Origin of the sequence: Pseudomonas sp. CC6-YY-74, assembly GCF_002025205.1 — a bacterium.
In the GTDB taxonomy this organism is placed as follows: domain Bacteria; phylum Pseudomonadota; class Gammaproteobacteria; order Pseudomonadales; family Pseudomonadaceae; genus Aquipseudomonas; species Aquipseudomonas paeninsulae.
Genome location: NZ_CP019947.1, coordinates 2,392,450 through 2,410,727, shown reverse-complemented (window position 1 = coordinate 2,410,727; position 18,278 = coordinate 2,392,450). Strand labels below are relative to the sequence as shown.

17 protein-coding genes and 2 pseudogenes are annotated in these 18,278 nt (G+C 61.7%); 11 read left to right on the top strand and 8 right to left on the bottom strand.

Annotation, left to right across the window (positions count from 1 at the left end):
* Positions 1-102: 102 nt before the first annotated feature.
* The 4 genes from B2D37_RS11050 to B2D37_RS11035 all read right to left on the bottom strand — a co-directional run bounded on the left by B2D37_RS11050 (position 103) and on the right by B2D37_RS11035 (position 3,897).
* Entirely contained in the window at positions 103-2,640 is a 2,538-nt protein-coding gene (locus tag B2D37_RS11050; protein ID WP_079202729.1) for a penicillin acylase family protein, read from the bottom strand.
* An 80-nt stretch (positions 2,641-2,720) separates the two neighbouring features.
* Entirely contained in the window at positions 2,721-3,179 is a 459-nt protein-coding gene (locus tag B2D37_RS11045; protein WP_079202728.1) for a DUF2489 domain-containing protein, read from the bottom strand.
* 7 nt (positions 3,180-3,186) lie between these two features.
* Complete coding sequence (locus B2D37_RS11040; RefSeq protein WP_079202727.1) at positions 3,187-3,393, bottom strand: SEC-C metal-binding domain-containing protein; 207 nt, start codon at positions 3,391-3,393, stop codon at positions 3,187-3,189.
* Positions 3,394-3,399: 6 nt separating this feature from the next.
* A complete protein-coding gene (locus tag B2D37_RS11035) occupies positions 3,400-3,897 on the bottom strand; it encodes an LEA type 2 family protein (protein ID WP_079202726.1) in 498 nt (165 codons plus the stop codon).
* Positions 3,898-4,009: 112 nt separating this feature from the next.
* On the opposite strand from B2D37_RS11035, the gene B2D37_RS11030 reads away from it, so the two are divergent.
* The gene (locus B2D37_RS11030; RefSeq protein ID WP_079202725.1) at positions 4,010-4,567 is read left to right on the top strand and encodes a hypothetical protein; all 558 of its coding nucleotides are present in this window, start codon (positions 4,010-4,012) and stop codon (positions 4,565-4,567) included.
* 255 nt (positions 4,568-4,822) lie between these two features.
* Here the strand turns inward: B2D37_RS11030 and B2D37_RS11025 are convergent, their stop codons facing one another.
* Positions 4,823-5,311: a YchJ family protein gene (locus B2D37_RS11025; RefSeq protein ID WP_079202724.1), complete on the bottom strand. Its 489-nt coding sequence runs from the start codon at positions 5,309-5,311 to the stop codon at positions 4,823-4,825.
* Between the two features lie 5 nt (positions 5,312-5,316).
* The gene (locus B2D37_RS11020) at positions 5,317-5,814 is read right to left on the bottom strand and encodes a DUF6231 family protein (RefSeq protein ID WP_079202723.1); all 498 of its coding nucleotides are present in this window, start codon (positions 5,812-5,814) and stop codon (positions 5,317-5,319) included.
* A 438-nt stretch (positions 5,815-6,252) separates the two neighbouring features.
* On the opposite strand from B2D37_RS11020, the pseudogene B2D37_RS23665 reads away from it, so the two are divergent.
* From B2D37_RS23665 to B2D37_RS11000, 4 genes and pseudogenes are all read left to right on the top strand, one after another.
* A pseudogene (locus B2D37_RS23665) lies at positions 6,253-6,609 on the top strand (OmpA family protein); the annotation flags it as partial.
* A 104-nt stretch (positions 6,610-6,713) separates the two neighbouring features.
* Entirely contained in the window at positions 6,714-7,445 is a 732-nt protein-coding gene (locus B2D37_RS11010) for an OmpA family protein (RefSeq protein ID WP_177345212.1), read from the top strand.
* Between the two features lie 133 nt (positions 7,446-7,578).
* Positions 7,579-7,884, top strand: a complete 306-nt coding sequence (locus B2D37_RS11005) for a DUF1145 domain-containing protein (RefSeq protein WP_079202721.1) — start codon at positions 7,579-7,581, stop codon at positions 7,882-7,884.
* Positions 7,877-8,638: a hypothetical protein gene (locus B2D37_RS11000; RefSeq protein WP_079202720.1), complete on the top strand. Its 762-nt coding sequence runs from the start codon at positions 7,877-7,879 to the stop codon at positions 8,636-8,638. Before B2D37_RS11005 ends, B2D37_RS11000 begins: the two co-directional genes overlap by 8 nt.
* Before the next feature lie 46 nt (positions 8,639-8,684).
* Here B2D37_RS11000 and B2D37_RS10995 read toward each other — a convergent pair whose 3' ends face one another.
* A complete protein-coding gene (locus tag B2D37_RS10995; protein ID WP_079202719.1) occupies positions 8,685-9,149 on the bottom strand; it encodes a CopD family protein in 465 nt (154 codons plus the stop codon).
* 114 nt (positions 9,150-9,263) lie between these two features.
* Between B2D37_RS10995 and dinG the strand changes: the two genes are divergently transcribed.
* The 4 genes and pseudogenes from dinG (at position 9,264) to pdxH (ending at position 14,117) form a co-directional block, all read left to right on the top strand.
* Positions 9,264-11,408, top strand: a complete 2,145-nt coding sequence (gene dinG, locus B2D37_RS10990) for an ATP-dependent DNA helicase DinG (RefSeq protein ID WP_079202718.1) — start codon at positions 9,264-9,266, stop codon at positions 11,406-11,408.
* Positions 11,409-11,490: 82 nt separating this feature from the next.
* Positions 11,491-12,636 (top strand): serine hydrolase domain-containing protein, encoded by a 1,146-nt coding sequence (locus B2D37_RS10985; RefSeq protein WP_079202717.1) that lies wholly within the window; start codon positions 11,491-11,493, stop codon positions 12,634-12,636.
* A gap of 96 nt (positions 12,637-12,732) precedes the next feature.
* Positions 12,733-13,350, top strand: a pseudogene (locus B2D37_RS10980) (OmpA family protein); the annotation flags it as partial.
* A 119-nt stretch (positions 13,351-13,469) separates the two neighbouring features.
* Positions 13,470-14,117, top strand: coding sequence for a pyridoxamine 5'-phosphate oxidase (gene pdxH / locus B2D37_RS10975; protein WP_079202715.1), 648 nt, complete (start codon positions 13,470-13,472; stop codon positions 14,115-14,117).
* 108 nt (positions 14,118-14,225) lie between these two features.
* On the opposite strand, the gene B2D37_RS10970 is transcribed toward pdxH, so the two are convergent.
* Positions 14,226-14,462 (bottom strand): hypothetical protein, encoded by a 237-nt coding sequence (locus B2D37_RS10970; protein WP_079202714.1) that lies wholly within the window; start codon positions 14,460-14,462, stop codon positions 14,226-14,228.
* Positions 14,463-14,610: 148 nt separating this feature from the next.
* On the opposite strand from B2D37_RS10970, the gene B2D37_RS10965 reads away from it, so the two are divergent.
* Together B2D37_RS10965 and B2D37_RS10960 are read left to right on the top strand one after the other, a co-directional pair.
* Positions 14,611-15,075, top strand: a complete 465-nt coding sequence (locus B2D37_RS10965; RefSeq protein WP_079202713.1) for a glycine zipper 2TM domain-containing protein — start codon at positions 14,611-14,613, stop codon at positions 15,073-15,075.
* 409 nt (positions 15,076-15,484) lie between these two features.
* Positions 15,485-18,277: a monovalent cation/H+ antiporter subunit A gene (locus B2D37_RS10960; RefSeq protein ID WP_079202712.1), complete on the top strand. Its 2,793-nt coding sequence runs from the start codon at positions 15,485-15,487 to the stop codon at positions 18,275-18,277.
* Position 18,278 lies beyond the last annotated feature (1 nt).

Sequence of the window (18,278 nt, the reverse complement as noted above, 5' to 3'; positions counted from 1 at the left end):
AAGGGCGCCCAAAGGCGCCCTAAAATGATGATCTATGGAGTAAGTCCGTTAACTCAGAGCGGGGCCTGTCAGGTTGGTTCAGCAATCGCCGACGAACGGTAATTATTTTCCGGGGGTCAGGATCAGTCGTTTAGTGCCATAGACCTTCTCGAGGTTTTGCGGCTGAAACGGGAAGCTCATGTACTGGCCCTTGCGCCAAGCCTCAATACCGTCGGCGTAATGCTCACTCGCCGGGTTGCCGGATTGGCCGGAGCTGTTCAGGCCGATCAGCGGCTCTTCGCGGCCGAAGTCGACGACGATGCGCATGGCTGGAATCAGCCAGGTGTCGAAGTCCTGCCCCCAGCTGTAGGCCGAGACATTGAGGGTGCTGTGGTCGCCGCCGGCCGGGTAGGGGCCGCGGTCGAGATAGCCCTTCAGTGCGTTGATTGCGGCGTGCTGGCTGGTGCTCATGTAGGGCGCCAGTTTGCTGGTTTCGCTGGTCCAGCTGTAGCTGTGCAGCTTGCCCCATTGCCAGGCACTGCGTTCAGTGCCGAGCTTGGCTTCGGCGAAGCTCACGGCGGCGGCCAGGCTGCGGGCGAGAATGGCCGGCTTGTCTTCTTGCTGGGTGCTGCCGATATCGTTCCAGAATGGACTGTCGTCGCGGCCAAGCAGGTGGTCGGCCTGGGCCGAATAGGATTGATTGGCGGTTTCCACTAGGGCCAGCCAGGCCGGACTGGTATCGGGGCCCAGTTCATCGAGAAAGATCTGCCGCGCACTTTCGTGCAGGAAGGCGCCATAGAGTGCGGCATCCCCCGAACTTGCACTGAGTTTGCCGTCGAACGCCATCAGTCGGCTGTAGGCTTCGCGCGCTTTTGCGCGCTCCTGCGCTGGCAGGGCATTGATGGCTTTTTGCAGCGGCTCGGCCATGCCGGGTGCTTCGAACATGCTTTGCAGCTTGCTGACGAAGGGCGTGGTCTGGTCGTACTGCATGGCAATCATGCTGCGCGTGTCGTGCTTGCCGCTGCCAGCCAGTTGTGCGAGGCGCTCGTAGCGATCCGGGTAGAACCAGGAGTTGGACAATTGCATGCCATAACCGCGCGGCACGGTGCGATTGTTGGCGGTACCCAACCAGCCTTGCTGCGGGTCCTGGTCGTAGGGATGCAGCATCGGGTCGGCGAAGCCATCCCAGTCGTAGCGGCTATCCCAGCCAGGTGAGGGCATCAGACCAAGGCCTTCGCGGCGATTGGGGAAGCGCCCGGTGACCTGCCAGCCGATGTGCTGGGCGTCGGCGAAGACGATATTCAATGGCATGGCCCGCACGTCGCGGGTGGCCTCGAAGGCTTGCTCCACCGACTGCGCGCGGGACAGATCGAACAGCGCATCGAGGCTCTGGTCCGCCTCGAATTGGGTGGTTTGCAGGGCCAGGCCGTAACCGCTGCTCAGATGCAGCGGCTGCAAAGGGTGTTTGCGTTCGCCCAGTACCGAGTTGAGCAGCGGGCCGTGACGGGTCTCGAAGATGGTTTCGCGGATCGGTCGCTGGCCCTTGATGAAGAAGGTTTCCTGGCGCTCCCGGGCGGGTAGCCACTTGCCGTCGGCCTGATAATAGAGGCGGTTGCCTTGGCGTTGGATTTTCTCCAGGAACAGGTCCTGATTGTCGCCCATGACCATGGTCATGCCCCAGCCGAGCTTGCCGTTGAAGCCGGCGACGATGGCGGGCACGCCGGCAATCGAGACGCCGGCAGCCTGGAATTTCGGCGAGCGGATCTGGACGAAATTCCAGGCCGATGGCATCGACAGTGGCAGGTGGGTGTCGTTGGCCAGCAGGCTCTTGCCGCTGCGGCTGTTCTGCGGGGCGATGGCCCAGTTATTGGACGCGGCGACGCCAAGCATGTGGGTGCTGGCGAGTTGGCTGGCCGCATTGTTGACGGCGGCCAAACCGGGAATTTGTCCGCTCAGGGTCAGGCCCTTGAGCTTTTCGGCCTCATCGAACGGTAGCGGTTCGTCCGGGTAGGTGGGCAGCAGCCAGGCGAGGGGTTCGCTGCCGACTTTCTGCGCCAGCACCAGGGTGGCGATTTCTTCCTGCAGGTTGACCGCCAGGCCGAAGTTCAGCAGGCAGAACACCAGCACTGAATCTTCGGCTTTCCAGTAGGGCGGCCGATAGCCGGATTGGGCCAGGTCCATCGGCAGCTTGTCGCGATAGCGGAACAGGTAGGCATTGACGCCGCGGGCGTACACCTCGAAGAACTTCTTCAGGCGAGGCGAGGCGTTGTCATAGAGCACGGCGGCACTTTTTTTCAGGTTGACCGCGCGCATCAGACGGTCGATTTCCAGGACGCCGGGGCCCGCCATTTCCGCCAATCGGCCTTCGGCCAACAGGCGCATGCCGATCATCTGGCTGAGGCGGTCGCTGGCATGCACATAGCCCAAGGCGAACAGCGCGTCGTGGAAGGTATTGGTTTCGATCAGCGGCATGCCCAGGGCATTGCGTCGAACCACAACGGTTTGTGCCAGGCCCTGAATGCGCACGCTGCCCTGGTCCGGGTGCAGGCTATCGCGGTAACGGTTGTCGAGAAATGACTGGCAGCCGCTTAACGCCAGGCCGGTAGTCAGGGTGGCGGCGAGACCCAGGTGGGCCAGGGGACGGAATGCGCGCGATAGCATGCGGCGAGCTCCTTGCAGAACGCAGGACTGGAAAGTTCGGTGGATGATAGTGCCGGCCAAACCCTGAAAGCCGGCGAGGGTCAGTTGCCGGGTTGCTTCAGGCCTTCGTCGAGCAGCCAGCGTGCGGCTGTGCGAGTGGCCGCCTTGTGCTGCAGCTCCAGTTCATTGAAGCGTTTTTCGTGCTGGCGTCGCTCGCTCGGCTCCAGGGCCTTCCAGTTTGCATGGGTCGGCACCTGGGCGGTGGCTGCGAACAGCAGGTGAAACACCTGGCAGTGGGGGTCTTGGCTCAGCGCAGTGTCGTAGTTGTCCAGCAGCACCTTGATGCGAATAGCGCCTTCGATCAACGGCAGTTGGCCATCGAGCAGGCTGCTGGCGAGCATCAGCAAGTCGCCAGCCAGACGTCCACGGCGCTGGCGTTCTACCTGCGCCAAGTTGCGGCGTTGCGCCCAGACTCGGCGCCACAGCAGCAAGGCATACAGCGCAAGGGCCGTCACCAGCAGGGCGCCGGCCAGCAGAAGCAGCAGATTCAAGGTGCTCATGGGCACATCAGGCGCCGTGACATTTCTTGAATTTCTTCTGGCTACCGCATGGGCAGGGGTCGTTGCGACCGACATCTTTCAGGGTGTTGCGCACCGGCTCCTGGTGAGCATGGTTGCAGTCTGGGCCATGCACGTGACCGTGGTCATGATCATGCTGATGATCGGGCTCGGCGTGGTTGCAGTCGGGACCGTGTACGTGGGCTTGTTGGTTCATGTGCACTTACTCAGGAATGAAATCGCCGGGGATTATCTCGCCATTCCGCGACATGTGCACGCTGCGCCCGAACAACAAACCAGTTTTTACCTGACCTTCGAGTCGATAGCGGATCGGCTCTTCAGGTTGTTCAAGCAATTTGACGATTTGTCGTAGGTGCCGCCAGAGGTTGGTGCGCACCGGTACATCGAACACATGATGGCCATAGGCCGGAACCGTGAACCAAGTATTGGTTTCGCCTTCTGCCAGCTCCACCTCGTTGAGGTGCACCCGGTAATCCAGGCCGCGTACCGGCAGGCTCATGCTGTTGGGGTTGTCGATGCGAAATCGCAGGACGAACTGCTGCTCCAACAACTTGGCCCGGATTACTTCGACTTTGAGCAAGCGGACATCCGGATCCTTGAACCCTCCGCTCGTCCAGGTGGAACATCCGCCGATGCTGGAAAACAGGCCGAAAAACATTAATAGGCTGAGAATTCTTATAGTTAGCGCCTGGGAAAACATTTCATACTCCAAAGGACGCGTCAGTGTAACAAGCAGGTGCTTGGCTGCAACGTGTTGTGAGGGTAAAAAAACCTGCGCCATACTGGGCGCCGATGAAGACAGGAGTGTGACCATGGTTCGTTATGAGATCGCCTTTGCCGGCCAGCTAGTGGCGGGGGCGCAGTTGGAGTCGGTGAAAGCCAATCTGGCCAAGTTGTTCCAGGCCGATGCTCAGCGTATTGCCTTACTGTTTTCCGGGCGGCGCATTGTGATCAAGAACAATCTGGATGCGGCTGGCGCGGAAAAATATCGCAGCAGCCTGCTGCGCGCCGGTGCTCTGGTCGAAGTTAAGGACATGGCGGAGGAGATCGAGGAAATCGAACTGGCGCCGCCGCCTGCCGTTGCAGCGCCCGAAGCTGTGCCGGCTACAATCCCGCAGGCGCCGGCTGGCAAACGGCTGAAAGTACTGCCGCGGGATGAATATATGGCGGCGTTCTCCGAGGTCGATGCGCCGGATTTTGAAATCGCCCCGCTCGGTGAGGACTTGCAGGATGACAAGCCTGCGGCGCAAGCACCGCCTCTCGATCTGGCGCAATTCAGTCTGGCGCCTGCCGGCAGCGACATGGGTGAGATAAAGGCCGCACCTGCCGCGCCACCGCCGGACGTATCCCATCTGAAATTACAGGAATAGGTCGAGGTCGGGTTAGCTCCCGGCCTTGTCGCCGCACCTGGCAAGCGCGCAGGGCCGTTGACTAAAATCGAGTGCGGGCTTTGGGGTCGCATGGATGAAATACGGGGGCTGCAGTCTGCCGCGCCACTGCCGCATTTTCCCCGGGTTCCCCGCGCGACGCGCCGAGCACCTGGTGTGCAGCAAACGAGGGAGCTGGTCAATTAACGCAACTGGATTGTGTTATGGCCTGCACGGATCGGTCTGATGCGTTTTGTTTCAGACAAAGCCCGCGCAGCATTTCTTGAATTTCTGTCCACTGCCGCAAGGGCAGGGGTCATTGCGCCCAGCCTGTAGCGCCACCGTAGGATCGATAAAGTACCAATGGCCCTTGTGCTGGACGAAGGCTGAGCGTTCGCGGTGGGCATGTTCGCCGCCGCTATCGTGCCAGCGCGCGGTAAAGGTCACGAATGCATGTTCCGGCTGGCCGCCCAGGACTTCAGTGGTTTCGACGTCGAGGCCAAGCCAGGTGCTTTGCAGGCTCCAGGCGCTGATGGCGGCGCGATCCAGGCCCGGCTGTTGTGCCGCCAGGGTGGTCGCCAGCAGGTAATCGACCAGTCCCAGGACATAGGCGCTGTAGCGTGAACGCATGAGCACTTCGGCGCTCGGCGCCGGCAGCCCGGCATGGTAGCGGCCGCAGCACTCGCTCAGTGAGTCGCCACTGCCGCACGGGCAGCTTGGCAGGGTCTCGGCATTGACTGTCGTCATGTGACTTACCACCAGTATTTGCCAAAGTTTTCCGGGTTGGCCCAGAACTTGGCATTCAGCCAGTCGGGTACCTGTTTGTAGTCAAGCAGGTCGTAGGTGAACAGGCTCAGGGTCTGTTCACCCCGCTGAAAGCGCTCGCTGGACTGCAGGGCCAGGGCAAAGAAGTCGGTGTCCTGCCAGGCGCAGGCCTGCAGGTCGACCAGCACCGCCAGGCGGCTGGCATTCAGATTGCGGATGCCGCCGAGCAGCTCCAGCCCTGTGCGTTTGGGCAGGTGTTCGAGGCAGTCGACGACCAGTGCCAGGTCGAACCGTTGTGCGGCCAGTTCGGCCGGCAGGGCACCTGCGGCGGCGTGTGCGACCTGGCAATCGGCATGCGCGGCCTGAAAAGCGGCCAGCGCTGGCAGTTCGCTGGCGCCTATCAAAAGCAGGCGACTGGGGGAGTAACGTTCTAGTAGAGCAGCCAGCGCTTGTTGTGGCGTGCGGGAAGAAATGCGCTCAGTCATCGATAATCCTCAATCGGTTCTGAAAAGACTAACGTGTGGTTGCGTGTAGGCCTAGCGCCATCATTCTTACCGGGTAAGTAAATCAACTCTGGCGGATTCTAAAACGGAGGTCTTTACTCCATAAGTATCGGTTTAGGTCCGATTCCCACTGGAGATATGCATATGAGCATCGTAAGGAACGCTGTACCCCTGATTCTGGCGACCAGCTTCTTGACGGGCTGCGCCGGCTTGCAGAAAACCGATTGGCCGATGTGTGCGGCAGTCGGTGGCGTGGGTGGCGCGGCACTGGGCGCTATTGAGAGCTCTACCTGGGCGGGTGGTGGCGCGTTGGTCGGTGCCGGCATGGCGGCAGCCTATTGCTGGGTGCATGGCGCCGGAGCGCAAGAAATGGTGATGGTCGAGGAGGTGATGGTCGAGGAGCCTGTCATGCCTGAACCGGTCGCGGAAGCTGTTCGTGTCGAGCTGGATGTGAAGTTCGATTTCGACAAGGCTCAAGTGAAGGACGGCAGCTTTGCCGACATCAAAAACCTTGCAGACTTCATGGCGCAATACCCACAAACCACCACCGTGGTTGAAGGGCATACCGACTCCATCGGTACCGACACTTACAACCAGGGGCTATCCGAGCGTCGCGCCAACGCCGTTCGCGATGTGTTGGTCAACCAGTATGGTGTGGGAGGTAGTCGTGTCAACGCAGTAGGTTATGGCGAAACTCGACCAGTTGCCGACAACGCAACCGATGCCGGGCGCGCGATCAACCGTCGAGTCGAGGCTGAAGTCGAGGCGCGGCCTTAACTACTTTGATCATGCGCCCTCACGGGGGCGCGCTTGTACTATCCCGAGGGGGCGACTTAACTCCTGTGTTACCGGCAGTGCGCCGGTGACACAGGAGATCCGCCATGAGAACCAGACTCTTCAGAGTTGCTTTTCCCCTTCTCTTGGCCAGTAGTGTTCTTTCTGGTTGTGTCACGACTTCCAGTACGGGAGACGCGGCGCTTAACCAGGGGAACTGGCCCTTGTGCAGTGCGATTGGTGGTCTGGCCGGTGGTGGCCTGGGCGCAATCGAAAGTTCGGCTTGGGCAGCAGGTGGTGCCGTGGCCGGTGCGGTCATAGGCAGCATTATTTGCTATGCCCAGGACGGTGACCAAGACGGTGACGGTGTATTTGATCGTCGCGACCGTTGTCCCGATACACCGGCCAATACTCAGGTGCGCCACAATGGCTGCCCACTCCCAGAGTACGCGAGTCCCGCGCAAGTGATTGAACCTGATGAACCTGCAATGCCGGTTCGCGTCGAGCTGGACGTCAAGTTCGATTTCGACAAGTCGGACGTCAAGGAAGGCAGTTACGTCGATATCAAAAGTCTCGCTGACTTGATGAGGCAGTATCCGCAGACCACCACGACTGTCGAGGGACACACCGATGCCGTTGGCTCCGATGCTTATAACCAGGGGCTGTCCGAGCGGCGTGCCAATGCCGTGCGTGATGTATTGGTCGAGCAACATGGCATCGGAATCGGGCGGGTCTCGGCGGTAGGTTATGGCGAATCACGGCCGGTTGCCGACAACAACACCGAGTCTGGACGCGCTATCAACCGAAGGGTCGAGGCCGCGGTCGAAGTGCGGCCGTAGCCGACGTTGCCTGATGCGGGCCGGTCTTTGACCGGCCATGTATCTGGCGCGGCGGCAGGCCTCGGCAGTTTTTGCTAGCCCGGCGCAAAGCAGTTAAGGTGCGGCGGACCAAAAAATACTGCCAGGGGCGGACATGAAAATCTTGTTGGGGCTGGGGAAAGTGCTGACCGCGATATTTTGGGGCGTGGTCTTGGCCAATCTGATCGATCCGTTCGCGCAACCTTTCGCACTGCTGCTGAATCTGGCGGGTGCTGTGCTTGTGCTGATCCATGGGCTGGAGTTGTGGCTATTCAATGAGCGCGTGAGCGGGCGTACTCGGCTGGGGCTCGAACGCGTACAGATTTTACTGTTTGGCATTTTTCACTTGCAGGGGTTGTCATCGGCACCGGCGCAACTGGTGAGCGCGGAGCTGGCGCAGTTGGAGGTCGAACATGCGTAGCCTGTTGCTGCTGGCCGCACTCTGTAGCCCGCTGGCATTGGCGCAGAGCCTGATCGATGTGCAGCCGCATACCTTGCTGCGCTTGCCGGCGACAACCAGCGTGTTGCGGGTGGAGCGCTTGCACATCGCCGATCATGGCACCTTGCTGATTCCGTCCGGGCTGACTGACATGTATGTCGCGGAACTGCGCCTGGGGCGTGACGCGCGGATTGCCATTGCACCTGGCGAGCAGGCATTTCGTCTGGATGTGGAGCGCGGTGAGGTCGCTGCCGGCGCGCAGATCAGCGTGCGTGGTGCCCCGGGTTCGTTCCTGCAACCGGCATTGCCGGGCCGTACGCTGAGCCTTCGCCTGGTGAGCGTGGTGACCGAGGCCCTCTTGGTCGATGCTCGAGGTGGCATGGGCGCACCAGGTTACTCCGGCCTGGATGGTGCGGATGGCAAACCGGGTGGCTGTACCTGGGGTCAGGCCAGTCGCGGTCATGACGGGTTGAACGGTGGCGATGGCCAGGTCGGCGCCCGGGGTGCCCAGGTGCGCCTGGAAGTGCCGCTGGATTTTCCCCTGCAGCGGCTGCAGGTACTCCTCGATGGCGGCGCTGGTGGCGCAGCCGGCAATGGCGGGAACGCTGGGGTCGGTGGCGCGAGCAAGGGCTGCTGGCTGTACAGCACGGCGCATGCCGGTGATGGGCGCTCCGGTCAGAGCGGCCAATCGGGCGTTGCGGGGACGGCCGGCAGTCTGGATGTAGTGCGCTTTTAACTCTGCGGCTCCAAGGCCAGGAGCGCCATGCGCTCCTGGCTCGTCCTCAAAAGCCTGGGCGGGTGGCCGCGATGCTGATCAGTGCCAGGCCCAGAATCAGGTTGATCCCCACCAAGCGGCGAATGCGCCCGAGCACGGCACCGCCGCTCGGCCAGTCTTCGGCGGCCACTGCGCGACGCAGTTCGGGCAGTTGCAGGGCCTGCACGCGGAGAAACAGCGCGAGCATGGCGATATACAGGCCGATCATGATGTGCACGTAGCGCGGCGCGGCCTCGAAACCGGAAAAGCGCAGATGAAGCATGCCCATGCCGGTAATCGGCAGCACTATCACGGCCGCCCAGACCCAGTAGAAGAAGCGCTGAAATACCTCGAGCCACAGTTTCAAGCGAGCCGGCGCCTCGAGTGCGCTGACCGCGGCGGGGCGCAGGATCATCCAGGCGAAAAACATACCACCGACCCAAACGAGTGCGGCGAGCAGATGCAGGGCGTAGGTCACAGCGTAAGGTGTCATGTAAAACTCCAGTCCGGGTTCTGCGCATTATCGATTAGCGCGCTATGATAGCGGCCGATGTCAGACACTGAAAATTTATCCAGCCTTTTTGCGCCAAGACCCCGTCCATATCCCATGCTCAGTACCGAACTCAAGTCCCAGATCCAGGGCGCCTACACGCGTTTTCTCGAAGCCAAGTCGCTCAAACCTCGCTATGGCCAACGGCTGATGATCGCCGACATCGCCAAGGTGTTGGGGGCGATCAAGGTCGATGGGGAAGGTCGGCGTGAGGGTGAACCGGCCGTGGTGGCGGTCGAGGCCGGTACTGGCACCGGCAAGACGGTGGCCTACTGCCTGGCGGCGATTCCCGTGGCCAAGGCCGCCGGCAAGCGTCTGGTAATCGCCACCGCGACCGTGGCCCTGCAGGAGCAGATCGTCCACAAGGATCTGCCCGACCTGATGCGCAACAGCGGTCTGAGCTTCAGCTTCGCCCTGGCCAAGGGCCGTGGTCGCTACCTGTGCCTGTCCAAACTCGACATGCTGTTGCAGGAGGGCCATGCGCAAACCGCCACTGCCCAGTTGTTCGAGGAAGAGGGCTTCCGGATCGACGTCGACGAGCAGAGCCAGAAACTGTTCGTGCTCATGATGGAAAAGCTCGCCGGCAACAAATGGGACGGCGATCGCGACAACTGGCCCGAGGAACTGGAGGATACGCGCTGGTCGCAACTGACCACCGATCACAGCCAGTGCACCAGCCGGCATTGCCCGAACTTCCAGCAGTGCGCCTTCTACAAGGCGCGCGAGGGTATGAGCAAGGTCGATGTGATCGTCACCAACCATGACATGGTGCTCGCCGACCTGGCGCTGGGCGGCGGCGCGGTGCTGCCCGATCCGCGGGAAACCCTCTATGTGTTCGACGAGGGACACCATCTGCCGGACAAGGCCATCGGTCACTTCGCCCATTTCACCCGCTTGCGCTCAACCGCCGACTGGCTGGAGCAGACCGCGAAGAACCTCAGCAAGCTGCTGGCCCAGCACCCGTTGCCGGGAGATCTGGGGCGCTTGATCGAGCAGGTCCCGGAGCTGGCGCGGGAGATCAAGACCCAGCAGCAGTTCATGTTCAGCGCCTGTGAGCAGGTGGCCGAATTCAAGCCCGGCGAAGACATGCAAGGCCGTGAACGACCGCGCCATCGTTTCGTTGGCGGCCAGGTGCCGGAGCACCTGCGTGAGCTGGGCACGGAGTTGAAGAAGGGCTTTTCCAAGCTGTCCGAATTGTTCACCGGGGTGACCGAGAAGCTCAAGGAAGCCATGGATGGCGAGGCCACCATCGGCATCGCCAGTCACCAGGCCGAGGAGTGGTACCCGCTGTTCGGCAGCCTGCTGGCGCGTGCCCATGGTAGCTGGGAACTGTGGCTGGCCTTCACCGCCGAAGACCCCGAAGACAGCCCGCCGATGGCGCGTTGGCTGACCCTGGCCGACAGCGGTGCGCTGTTCGACATCGAGGTCAACGCCAGCCCGATCCTGGCCGCCGAGACCTTGCGGCGCAACCTGTGGAACGTGGCCTATGGCGCCCTGGTGACTTCGGCAACCCTGACCGCGCTGGGTACCTTCGATCGCTATCGGATGCGTGCCGGCCTGCCCAAGGTGGCGGTGACCTCCGTGGTGCCGAGCCCCTTCCATCATGCCGATGCCGGCGTCTTGCGGGTGCCGAATCTGCATGCCGATCCGCGTGATGCGGTGGCGCACACGGCGGCGATCATTCGCGACCTTCCGGCATTGGTGGAGGGCTCGCGCGGCACCCTGGTGCTGTTCTCCTCGCGCAAACAGATGCAGGACGTGTTCGAGGGGCTGGAGCGCGATTGGCGCAAGCGGGTATTTATCCAGGGCAACCTGTCCAAGCAGGAAACCCTCAACAAGCACAAGGCGCGGGTCGACAGCGGCGAAGACAGCGTGTTGTTCGGCCTGGCCAGTTTCGCCGAAGGCGTCGACCTGCCCGGCGCCTACTGCGAGCATGTGGTGATCGCCAAAATCCCCTTCGCGGTGCCGGATGACCCGGTGGAGGCGGCGCTGGCCGAGTGGATCGAGGCGCGCGGCGGCAACCCCTTCATGGAAATCGCCGTACCCGACGCCTCGCTGCGCCTGGTCCAGGCCTGTGGGCGCTTGCTGCGTACCGAAGCAGACCGCGGCACCATCACCTTGCTCGACCGGCGAGTGGTGACCCAGCGTTATGGCAAGGCGATTCTCAATGCCTTGCCGCCTTTTCGGCGGGAGATCAGTTAGCCGGCTGCGCGGGTTCCCAAGCGCAAGCTGGGCTGGAACAATGCGTGGCTGATCATCCATTCCCCAGTTCAAGGAGCCGTTTGTGCAGATTCAGGGCTATTTCGACCTCAAGTTCGAGGCGGTCAAGGACACCTTCGCCGCCCTGTTCGACGATCCCCAGGAGCGTGGTGGCGCGCTCTGCGTGCAGGTCGCCGGCGAGACGGTGCTGGATATCTGGGCCGGAGTGGCCGATAAGGACGGTCAGCAGGCCTGGCACAGCGACACCATTCTCAACCTGTTTTCCTGCACCAAGACCTTTACCGCCGTGACCGCCTTGCAGCTGGTCGGCGAGGGCAAACTCGAGCTGGACGCGCCCGTGGCCCGTTACTGGCCAGAGTTCGCCGCCGCTGGCAAAGCCAGGATCACCCTGCGTCATTTACTCTGCCATCAGGCCGGGTTGCCGGCGCTGCGCCAGATGCTGCCGGCCGAAGCCTTGTATGACTGGCAGACGATGACCAGCGCCCTGGCGGCCGAAGAGCCCTGGTGGCCACTTGGCGAGGGGCATGGTTATGCGCCCATCACCTATGGCTGGCTGGTTGGCGAGCTATTGCGGCGCATCGAAGGCCGCGGCCCGGGTGAGTCGATAGTCGCGCGCACCGCCAAACCGCTGGGCCTGGACTTTCATGTCGGCCTGGCCGATGAAGAATTCGACCGCGTGGCGCATATCTCGCGCGGCAAGGGCAGCATGGGTGATGACGCTGCCCAGCGCCTGCTCAAGGTCATGATGAGCGACTCGACGGCCATGAGTACGCGAGCGTTCACTAATCCGCCGTCGATCATGACCAGCACTAATAAGCCGCAGTGGCGTCAAATGCAGCAACCGGCGGCCAATGGTCACGGTAATGCGCGCAGTCTGGCCGGTTTTTACAGCGGTTTGCTCGATGGGCGCTTGCTGGAAAGCGAGCTGCTCGATGAGTTGACCCGAGAGCATGGTATCGGCGAAGACAAGACCCTGTTGACCCGTACGCGCTTCGGTTTGGGCTGCATGCTTGATCAGCCCGGGGTGGCCAACGCCACCTATGGCATGGGTGCGCGTGCTTTCGGTCATCCGGGAGCGGGTGGTTCCAGCGGCTTTGCCGATCCGGAGCGCGATGTGGCGTTTGGTTTCGTGGTCAACAATCTGGGACCGTTCGTCTTGATGGACCCTCGTGCGCAGAAACTTGCGCGTGTTTTGGCAGATTGTTTATAGAAGGCTCGGCTAAACTCCGGGCACAGTGTGGTTGTTTCAAGTGCTCATGCCGGCCCGTCGCCGGTTTCTTTAGACTATTTTGTATGTGGATAACCGATGCGCGCCAACAAATCTCTCGCCTTCGCCCTGTGTCTGCTCCTTGCCGGTTGCGCTGGCTCTGAAAAGAGCAAGCAATCAGTGGCGGCCGCCATGCCCGACCCGAAAGTCACCCAGGCCTGGCTGGACGATTACGAACCGCGCGTGCGTGAGGCGATCAAGGACAGCCACTTCGAGCTGGAGCGGCGTGAGAACCTGCTGGTGGTGACGGCCCCGGTGCAGGGAACGTTCAATCCGGACCGCCCCTTTATGCTGCTGCCGGTGACCCTTGGGCCGATCAGCCGGGTGGCCAAGTTGCTGGAAAAAGACCAGAGCGTTGCCGTGTTCGTGCTCGGCCATGCCGACACCTCTGGCGCCGCCGCGGCCAACCGTGAGCTCAGCCACGAGCGAGCGCGGGCCTTTACCGCAATCTTCCGCTTGAGCGGGTTGAAGCAGAATCGCCTGATGGTCAAAGGTATGGGCTCGGACATGCCGCGAGCGGCCAATGACAGCGTCGAGGGTCGTGCGCTGAATCGGCGGGTGGAAATTCTGCTGACCTCGAAGGACACCATGCAGGCGCTGGTTGCCAAATACAGCCAGCCGGTTCCAGCTGCTGTGCCCGAGTTGGTCGCAGTCAGAGGCAAGCAGCAAGACAGTGCCGATTCGCTTGCCGCCAAGAAGTAGAGACTTGCCCCAGATCAAGCCAAGTCAGGTGTGTCCGGGTAAGCTAGGCAGCCTCCGTTTTCGAGGGCTTCGTCATGACCCAGACCCTGGCCGATATGCGCCGCGACTACACCCGTGATGGCTTGAGCGAGGCGCAAGCGCCTTCCGAGCCATTCGGCTTGTTCACACAATGGTTTGCCGATGCGCTGAAAACCGAGCAACCGCCGGTTGAGCCCAATACCATGACTCTGGCCACTGTCGATGCCGAGGGCCGTCCGCATTGTCGGGTGCTGCTGCTCAAAGGCCTGGACGAGCGCGGCTTCACCTTTTTCAGCAACTACGACAGTGCCAAGGGCGAGCAATTGGCTGCCCGGCCGTATGCAGCCATGACTTTCTTCTGGCCGAGCCTGGAGCGTCAGGTTCGCATCGAAGGTCGGGTCGAGCGCGTCACCCCGGCCGAGTCTGATGCTTATTTCCAGGTGCGTCCGCTGGGCAGTCGCCTGGGCGCTTGGGCTTCACCGCAGAGTCAGTTGATCAAGGATCGCGCTGAACTGGAAAGTCTGCTGGCGCAAGTCGAGGAACGCTTTCTCGGTCAGGCGCCACACTGCCCGCCACACTGGGGCGGTTACCGCCTGCTGGCCGAGCGAGTCGAGTTCTGGCAGGGCCGTAGCAGTCGTCTGCATGATCGTCTCGATTACCGCTTGCACAACGATGTCTGGACGCGCGAGCGGCTGGCACCCTGATCGCAGGGGTGGATGTGATCTGTTGCATACGGGGCGCCTGCGGGCGCCTCACTGTTTCTGCGCGGGTGAAGAAACCCTCGCCGCATGGTTTTGGTTTGTCTCTACCCCTCAGGGCGCGCGGTAATCGGCGGCGGCACGTTCCAGCCAGGCGTGCAGTGCACGACGTTTGACCTTATCTGTCTGGGCTTCGGCCAGGCGCTGGAGCATATAGTTCTTCTTCGCTGCGTCCTTGCCGGCCATCGATAGGGCCAGGTCGCGGTCGGCCCAGCGCTTGATGCGCACGAACAGCCACCAGTGGAAATAGAGTCCGGCGCAGGTCAGGCTGACGATGATGAAATAATCCATGGATGCTTCCTCCTACGGCGAAGCCTAGCCGATAGCCTAAACTGACTGAAGCGGACAGGTTGTCGCGGCGGGTTTTTCCATGGTCAGGATGACAGGTGCCTGCTTTGCCGGTTTAATGAGCTATATATTGAAAACGGAGGTGGTTCTCATGCGTAAGCCAGTCGCGTTGGTTACAGTTTTTACGGCATTGGCTCTGATCCTGGGTGGTTGTGCGTCCAGCCTCACGGGTGACAGCTATTCGCGCGATGAAGCCCGCGCGGTGCAAACCGTGCGCATGGGAACTATCGAATCGCTGCGGCCGGTGAAAATCGAAGGCACCAAGACGCCGATCGGTGCCGGTGCTGGTGCGGTGGTGGGCGGCGTGGCGGGTAGTGGTGTCGGTGGCGGTCGCGGCAGTGCCGTCGCGGCGGTGATCGGTGCGGTGGCCGGTGGTTTGCTCGGTGCTGCCACCGAAGAGGGCTTCACTCGCACCCAGGGCGTGGAAATCACCGTGCGTGAAGACGACGGCACCATGCGTGCCTATGTGCAGGCCGTCGAAGAGAATCAGGTCTTCCGGGTTGGCCAGCGTGTACGGATCATGACCGTCAACGGCACCAGTCGCGTCGCCCTGTAACCCGTGTTCAAGCCGGGTCAGCGTCAGCTGATCCGGCTTTTTCGTGTGTGTAATTCAATGATGTCTACCCGGCCGCCTGGCGCCCGCTAGAGTCAGGCAATCGCTCAGGTTGCGATTTAGTAATACTTATATTCATGACGTCGCATCGATAGATATGGATAATCGGGAAATAATCCTGTGCCGACAAAGGCTTAGCTGGCTCTGATCAGAGTTGGCGAGCGCCAGTTGCAGCAAATGAGGGCCGGGGCCCTGGCCTTTGCAGGTCATGCAGCAGGCGTAGACCTGCCAATACAACAAAGCACGCCAGCCCCATGACGGTGAATCCATGTCATGGGGCTGGCGTAGCAGTTTGGACGCTAGCCGTCGGCCACGATCTGGCTGGCGGGCAGGCAAAAAAGGGGTTTTGTGTATGGCGCTTGCGCTAATTGTCGCCTTGCCATTTTTGGGGATGATCCTGCCACTGTTGGCTGATCGGTTGGGGCGTTCGGCCTGCTCGGTGGCGGCGGGGCTGGCGCCACTGGCGGCCTTGATCCTGCTGCTGTCGCAACAATCGTCGGTATTTGCCGGTGAGTTGATCAGGGTCAAACTGAGCTGGTTGCCGTCGCTGGGGCTGAACCTGAGCCTGCGTCTGGATGGCCTGGGCTTTCTGTTCGCCCTGCTGATTCTCGGCATCGGTCTGCTGGTGATCCTCTACGCCCGGTACTACCTGGAGAAGCAGGAGCCGATGGGGCGTTTCTACGCTTTCCTGCTGCTGTTCATGGGCTCGATGCTCGGTGTGGTGCTGTCGGAAAACCTGCTGCTGATGCTGATGTTCTGGGAGCTGACCAGTCTCTCGTCGTTCCTCTTGATCGGCTTCTGGAGTGGCCGTTCGGATGCTCGCACTGGTGCGCGCATGGCTCTGGCGATTACCGGTGGTGGCGGCCTGGCCCTGCTCGCGGGGATTTTACTGATCGGTCATATCGCCGGTAGCTTCGAGCTGTCGCAGGTGCTCGCCGCCGGTTATGCGATTCGTGCCCATGCGCTGTACCCCTTGGCCCTGGTGCTGGTGCTGCTCGGGGTGTTCACCAAGTCGGCGCAGTTTCCCTTCCACTTCTGGTTGCCTCATGCGATGGCCGCGCCGACGCCGGTTTCGGCCTATCTACACTCGGCGACCATGGTCAAGGCTGGGGTGTTTTTGCTGGCGCGGCTGTACCCGGCGTTGGCCGGCACCGAGTGGTGGTTCTACCTGGTCAGCATCACCGGCCTGGTGACTTTGTTAGTCGGCGCCTGCATGGCTCTGTTTCAACACGATCTCAAGGGTCTGCTGGCCTATTCGACCATCAGCCACCTGGGCCTGATTACCCTGCTGTTTGGTCTGGATACCCGCTTGGCGACGGTGGCCGCGGTGTTCCATATCATCAACCACGCGACCTTCAAGGCTTCGCTATTCATGGCCGCGGGCATCATCGACCATGAGACTGGCAGCCGCGATATGCGCCGAATCAACGGCATGTGGAAATACATGCCGCATACCGCCATGTTGGCGATGGTCGCGGCCTCGGCGATGGCCGGGGTGCCCTTGCTCAACGGCTTCCTGAGCAAGGAGATGTTCTTCAGCGAGACCCTCAACCAGCACCTGCTCGGTAGCTTCAACTGGGTGATTCCGGCGACGGCGACCCTGGCCGGGGTATTCTCGGTGGCCTATTCGCTGCGCTTTATCCATGACGTGTTCTTCAACGGCGAACCGATCAATCTGCCGAAGTACCCCCCTCATGAACCGCCGCGCTATATGAAGCTGCCGGTGGAAGTCCTGGTATTCCTCTGTCTGCTGGTTGGCATAGTGCCGGCTTACACGGTCGCGCCGCTGCTCGCGGCGGCAGCGTCGTCGACCCTGGGCGGGAACCTGCCCGAATACAGCCTGGCGATCTGGCATGGCTTCAACCTGCCGTTGCTGATGAGCTTTATCGCCCTGTTTGGCGGGATTCTCGTGTATTTATGTCGCCAACCGTTGTTCCGCTGGTATTCCGGCTTGCCGAGCATGGATGCCCGCTTGCTGTTCGAGCAGGGCATGCTGCTGCTGGTGCGGGTTTGCGTGGCGATCACTAAACGCCTGGAAAACGGTTCGTTGCAGCATTACCTGGGGTTGCTGCTGGGCGGCGCGTTGCTGGTGGTGACCTTCGCGCTCAGCTCCTTGCCGCAAGTTACCGGCCCGCTGGCAATGACCCCGATCGATGGCATCACCGCATTGGGTTTGGCCATCCTGGCCCTGGCCGCGCTGACAACGGTGGTGTTTCATCGGCAACGCCTGGTGTCACTGCTGATGCTCAGTGTGGTCGGCCTGATGGTGGCGCTGGCCTTTGCCCGCTACTCGGCACCGGATCTGGCCCTGACCCAGCTCTCGGTGGAGGTGGTGACTATCGTCCTGCTGATGCTGGCGTTGTTCTTCCTGCCGGCGCAGACGCGCAGCGAGTCGAGCAGCATCCGTGGTCTGCGCGATTTCATCCTGGCGGTGGGCTTCGGGCTGATGGTCGCGATCCTGGTGTTTGCCGTACTGACCCGGCCCTATGACAGCATTTCCAGTTTCTTCCTGGAGCACAGCCTGTCCGGCGGCGGTGGCAGCAACGTGGTCAACGTGATCCTGGTGGACTTCCGCGGCTTCGATACCCTGGGTGAAATCAGCGTGCTGGCGATTGCCGGCGTCGGCATCTACGCCATGCTCGATGGCCTGCGCCTGTTCCAGCCGCGCGCCGATGCGCATGGCCGCAGTTGGGCGCGTGATCGGCATCCGTTGATCCTGGTCACTCTGTCGCGGGTGTTGTTGCCGATGGCCCTGTTGATTTCGGTGTTCATCTTCCTGCGCGGGCACAATCTGCCGGGCGGCGGTTTCATCGCCGGTCTGATCACCGCCGTGGCGCTGATCCTGCAATACGTCGCCAGCGGCGTGCAGTGGACCCAGTCGCGGCTGCCGCTCAACTATCACCGCATGGCCGGGGCCGGGGTGCTGATCGCCGGGTTGACCGGGCTCGGCAGTTGGCTATTCGACCGACCGTTCCTGACTTCGGCATTCGGTCATTTCGAGATCCCGCTGATCGGCGAGATCGAACTGGCCAGTGCCATGCTGTTTGACCTGGGTGTGTACCTGACCGTAGTCGGTGCGACCCTGCTGATTCTCGCCAACCTGGGCAAGCTGACCCAGGAAAAGGCCGGACAAGAGGTACTTTGAG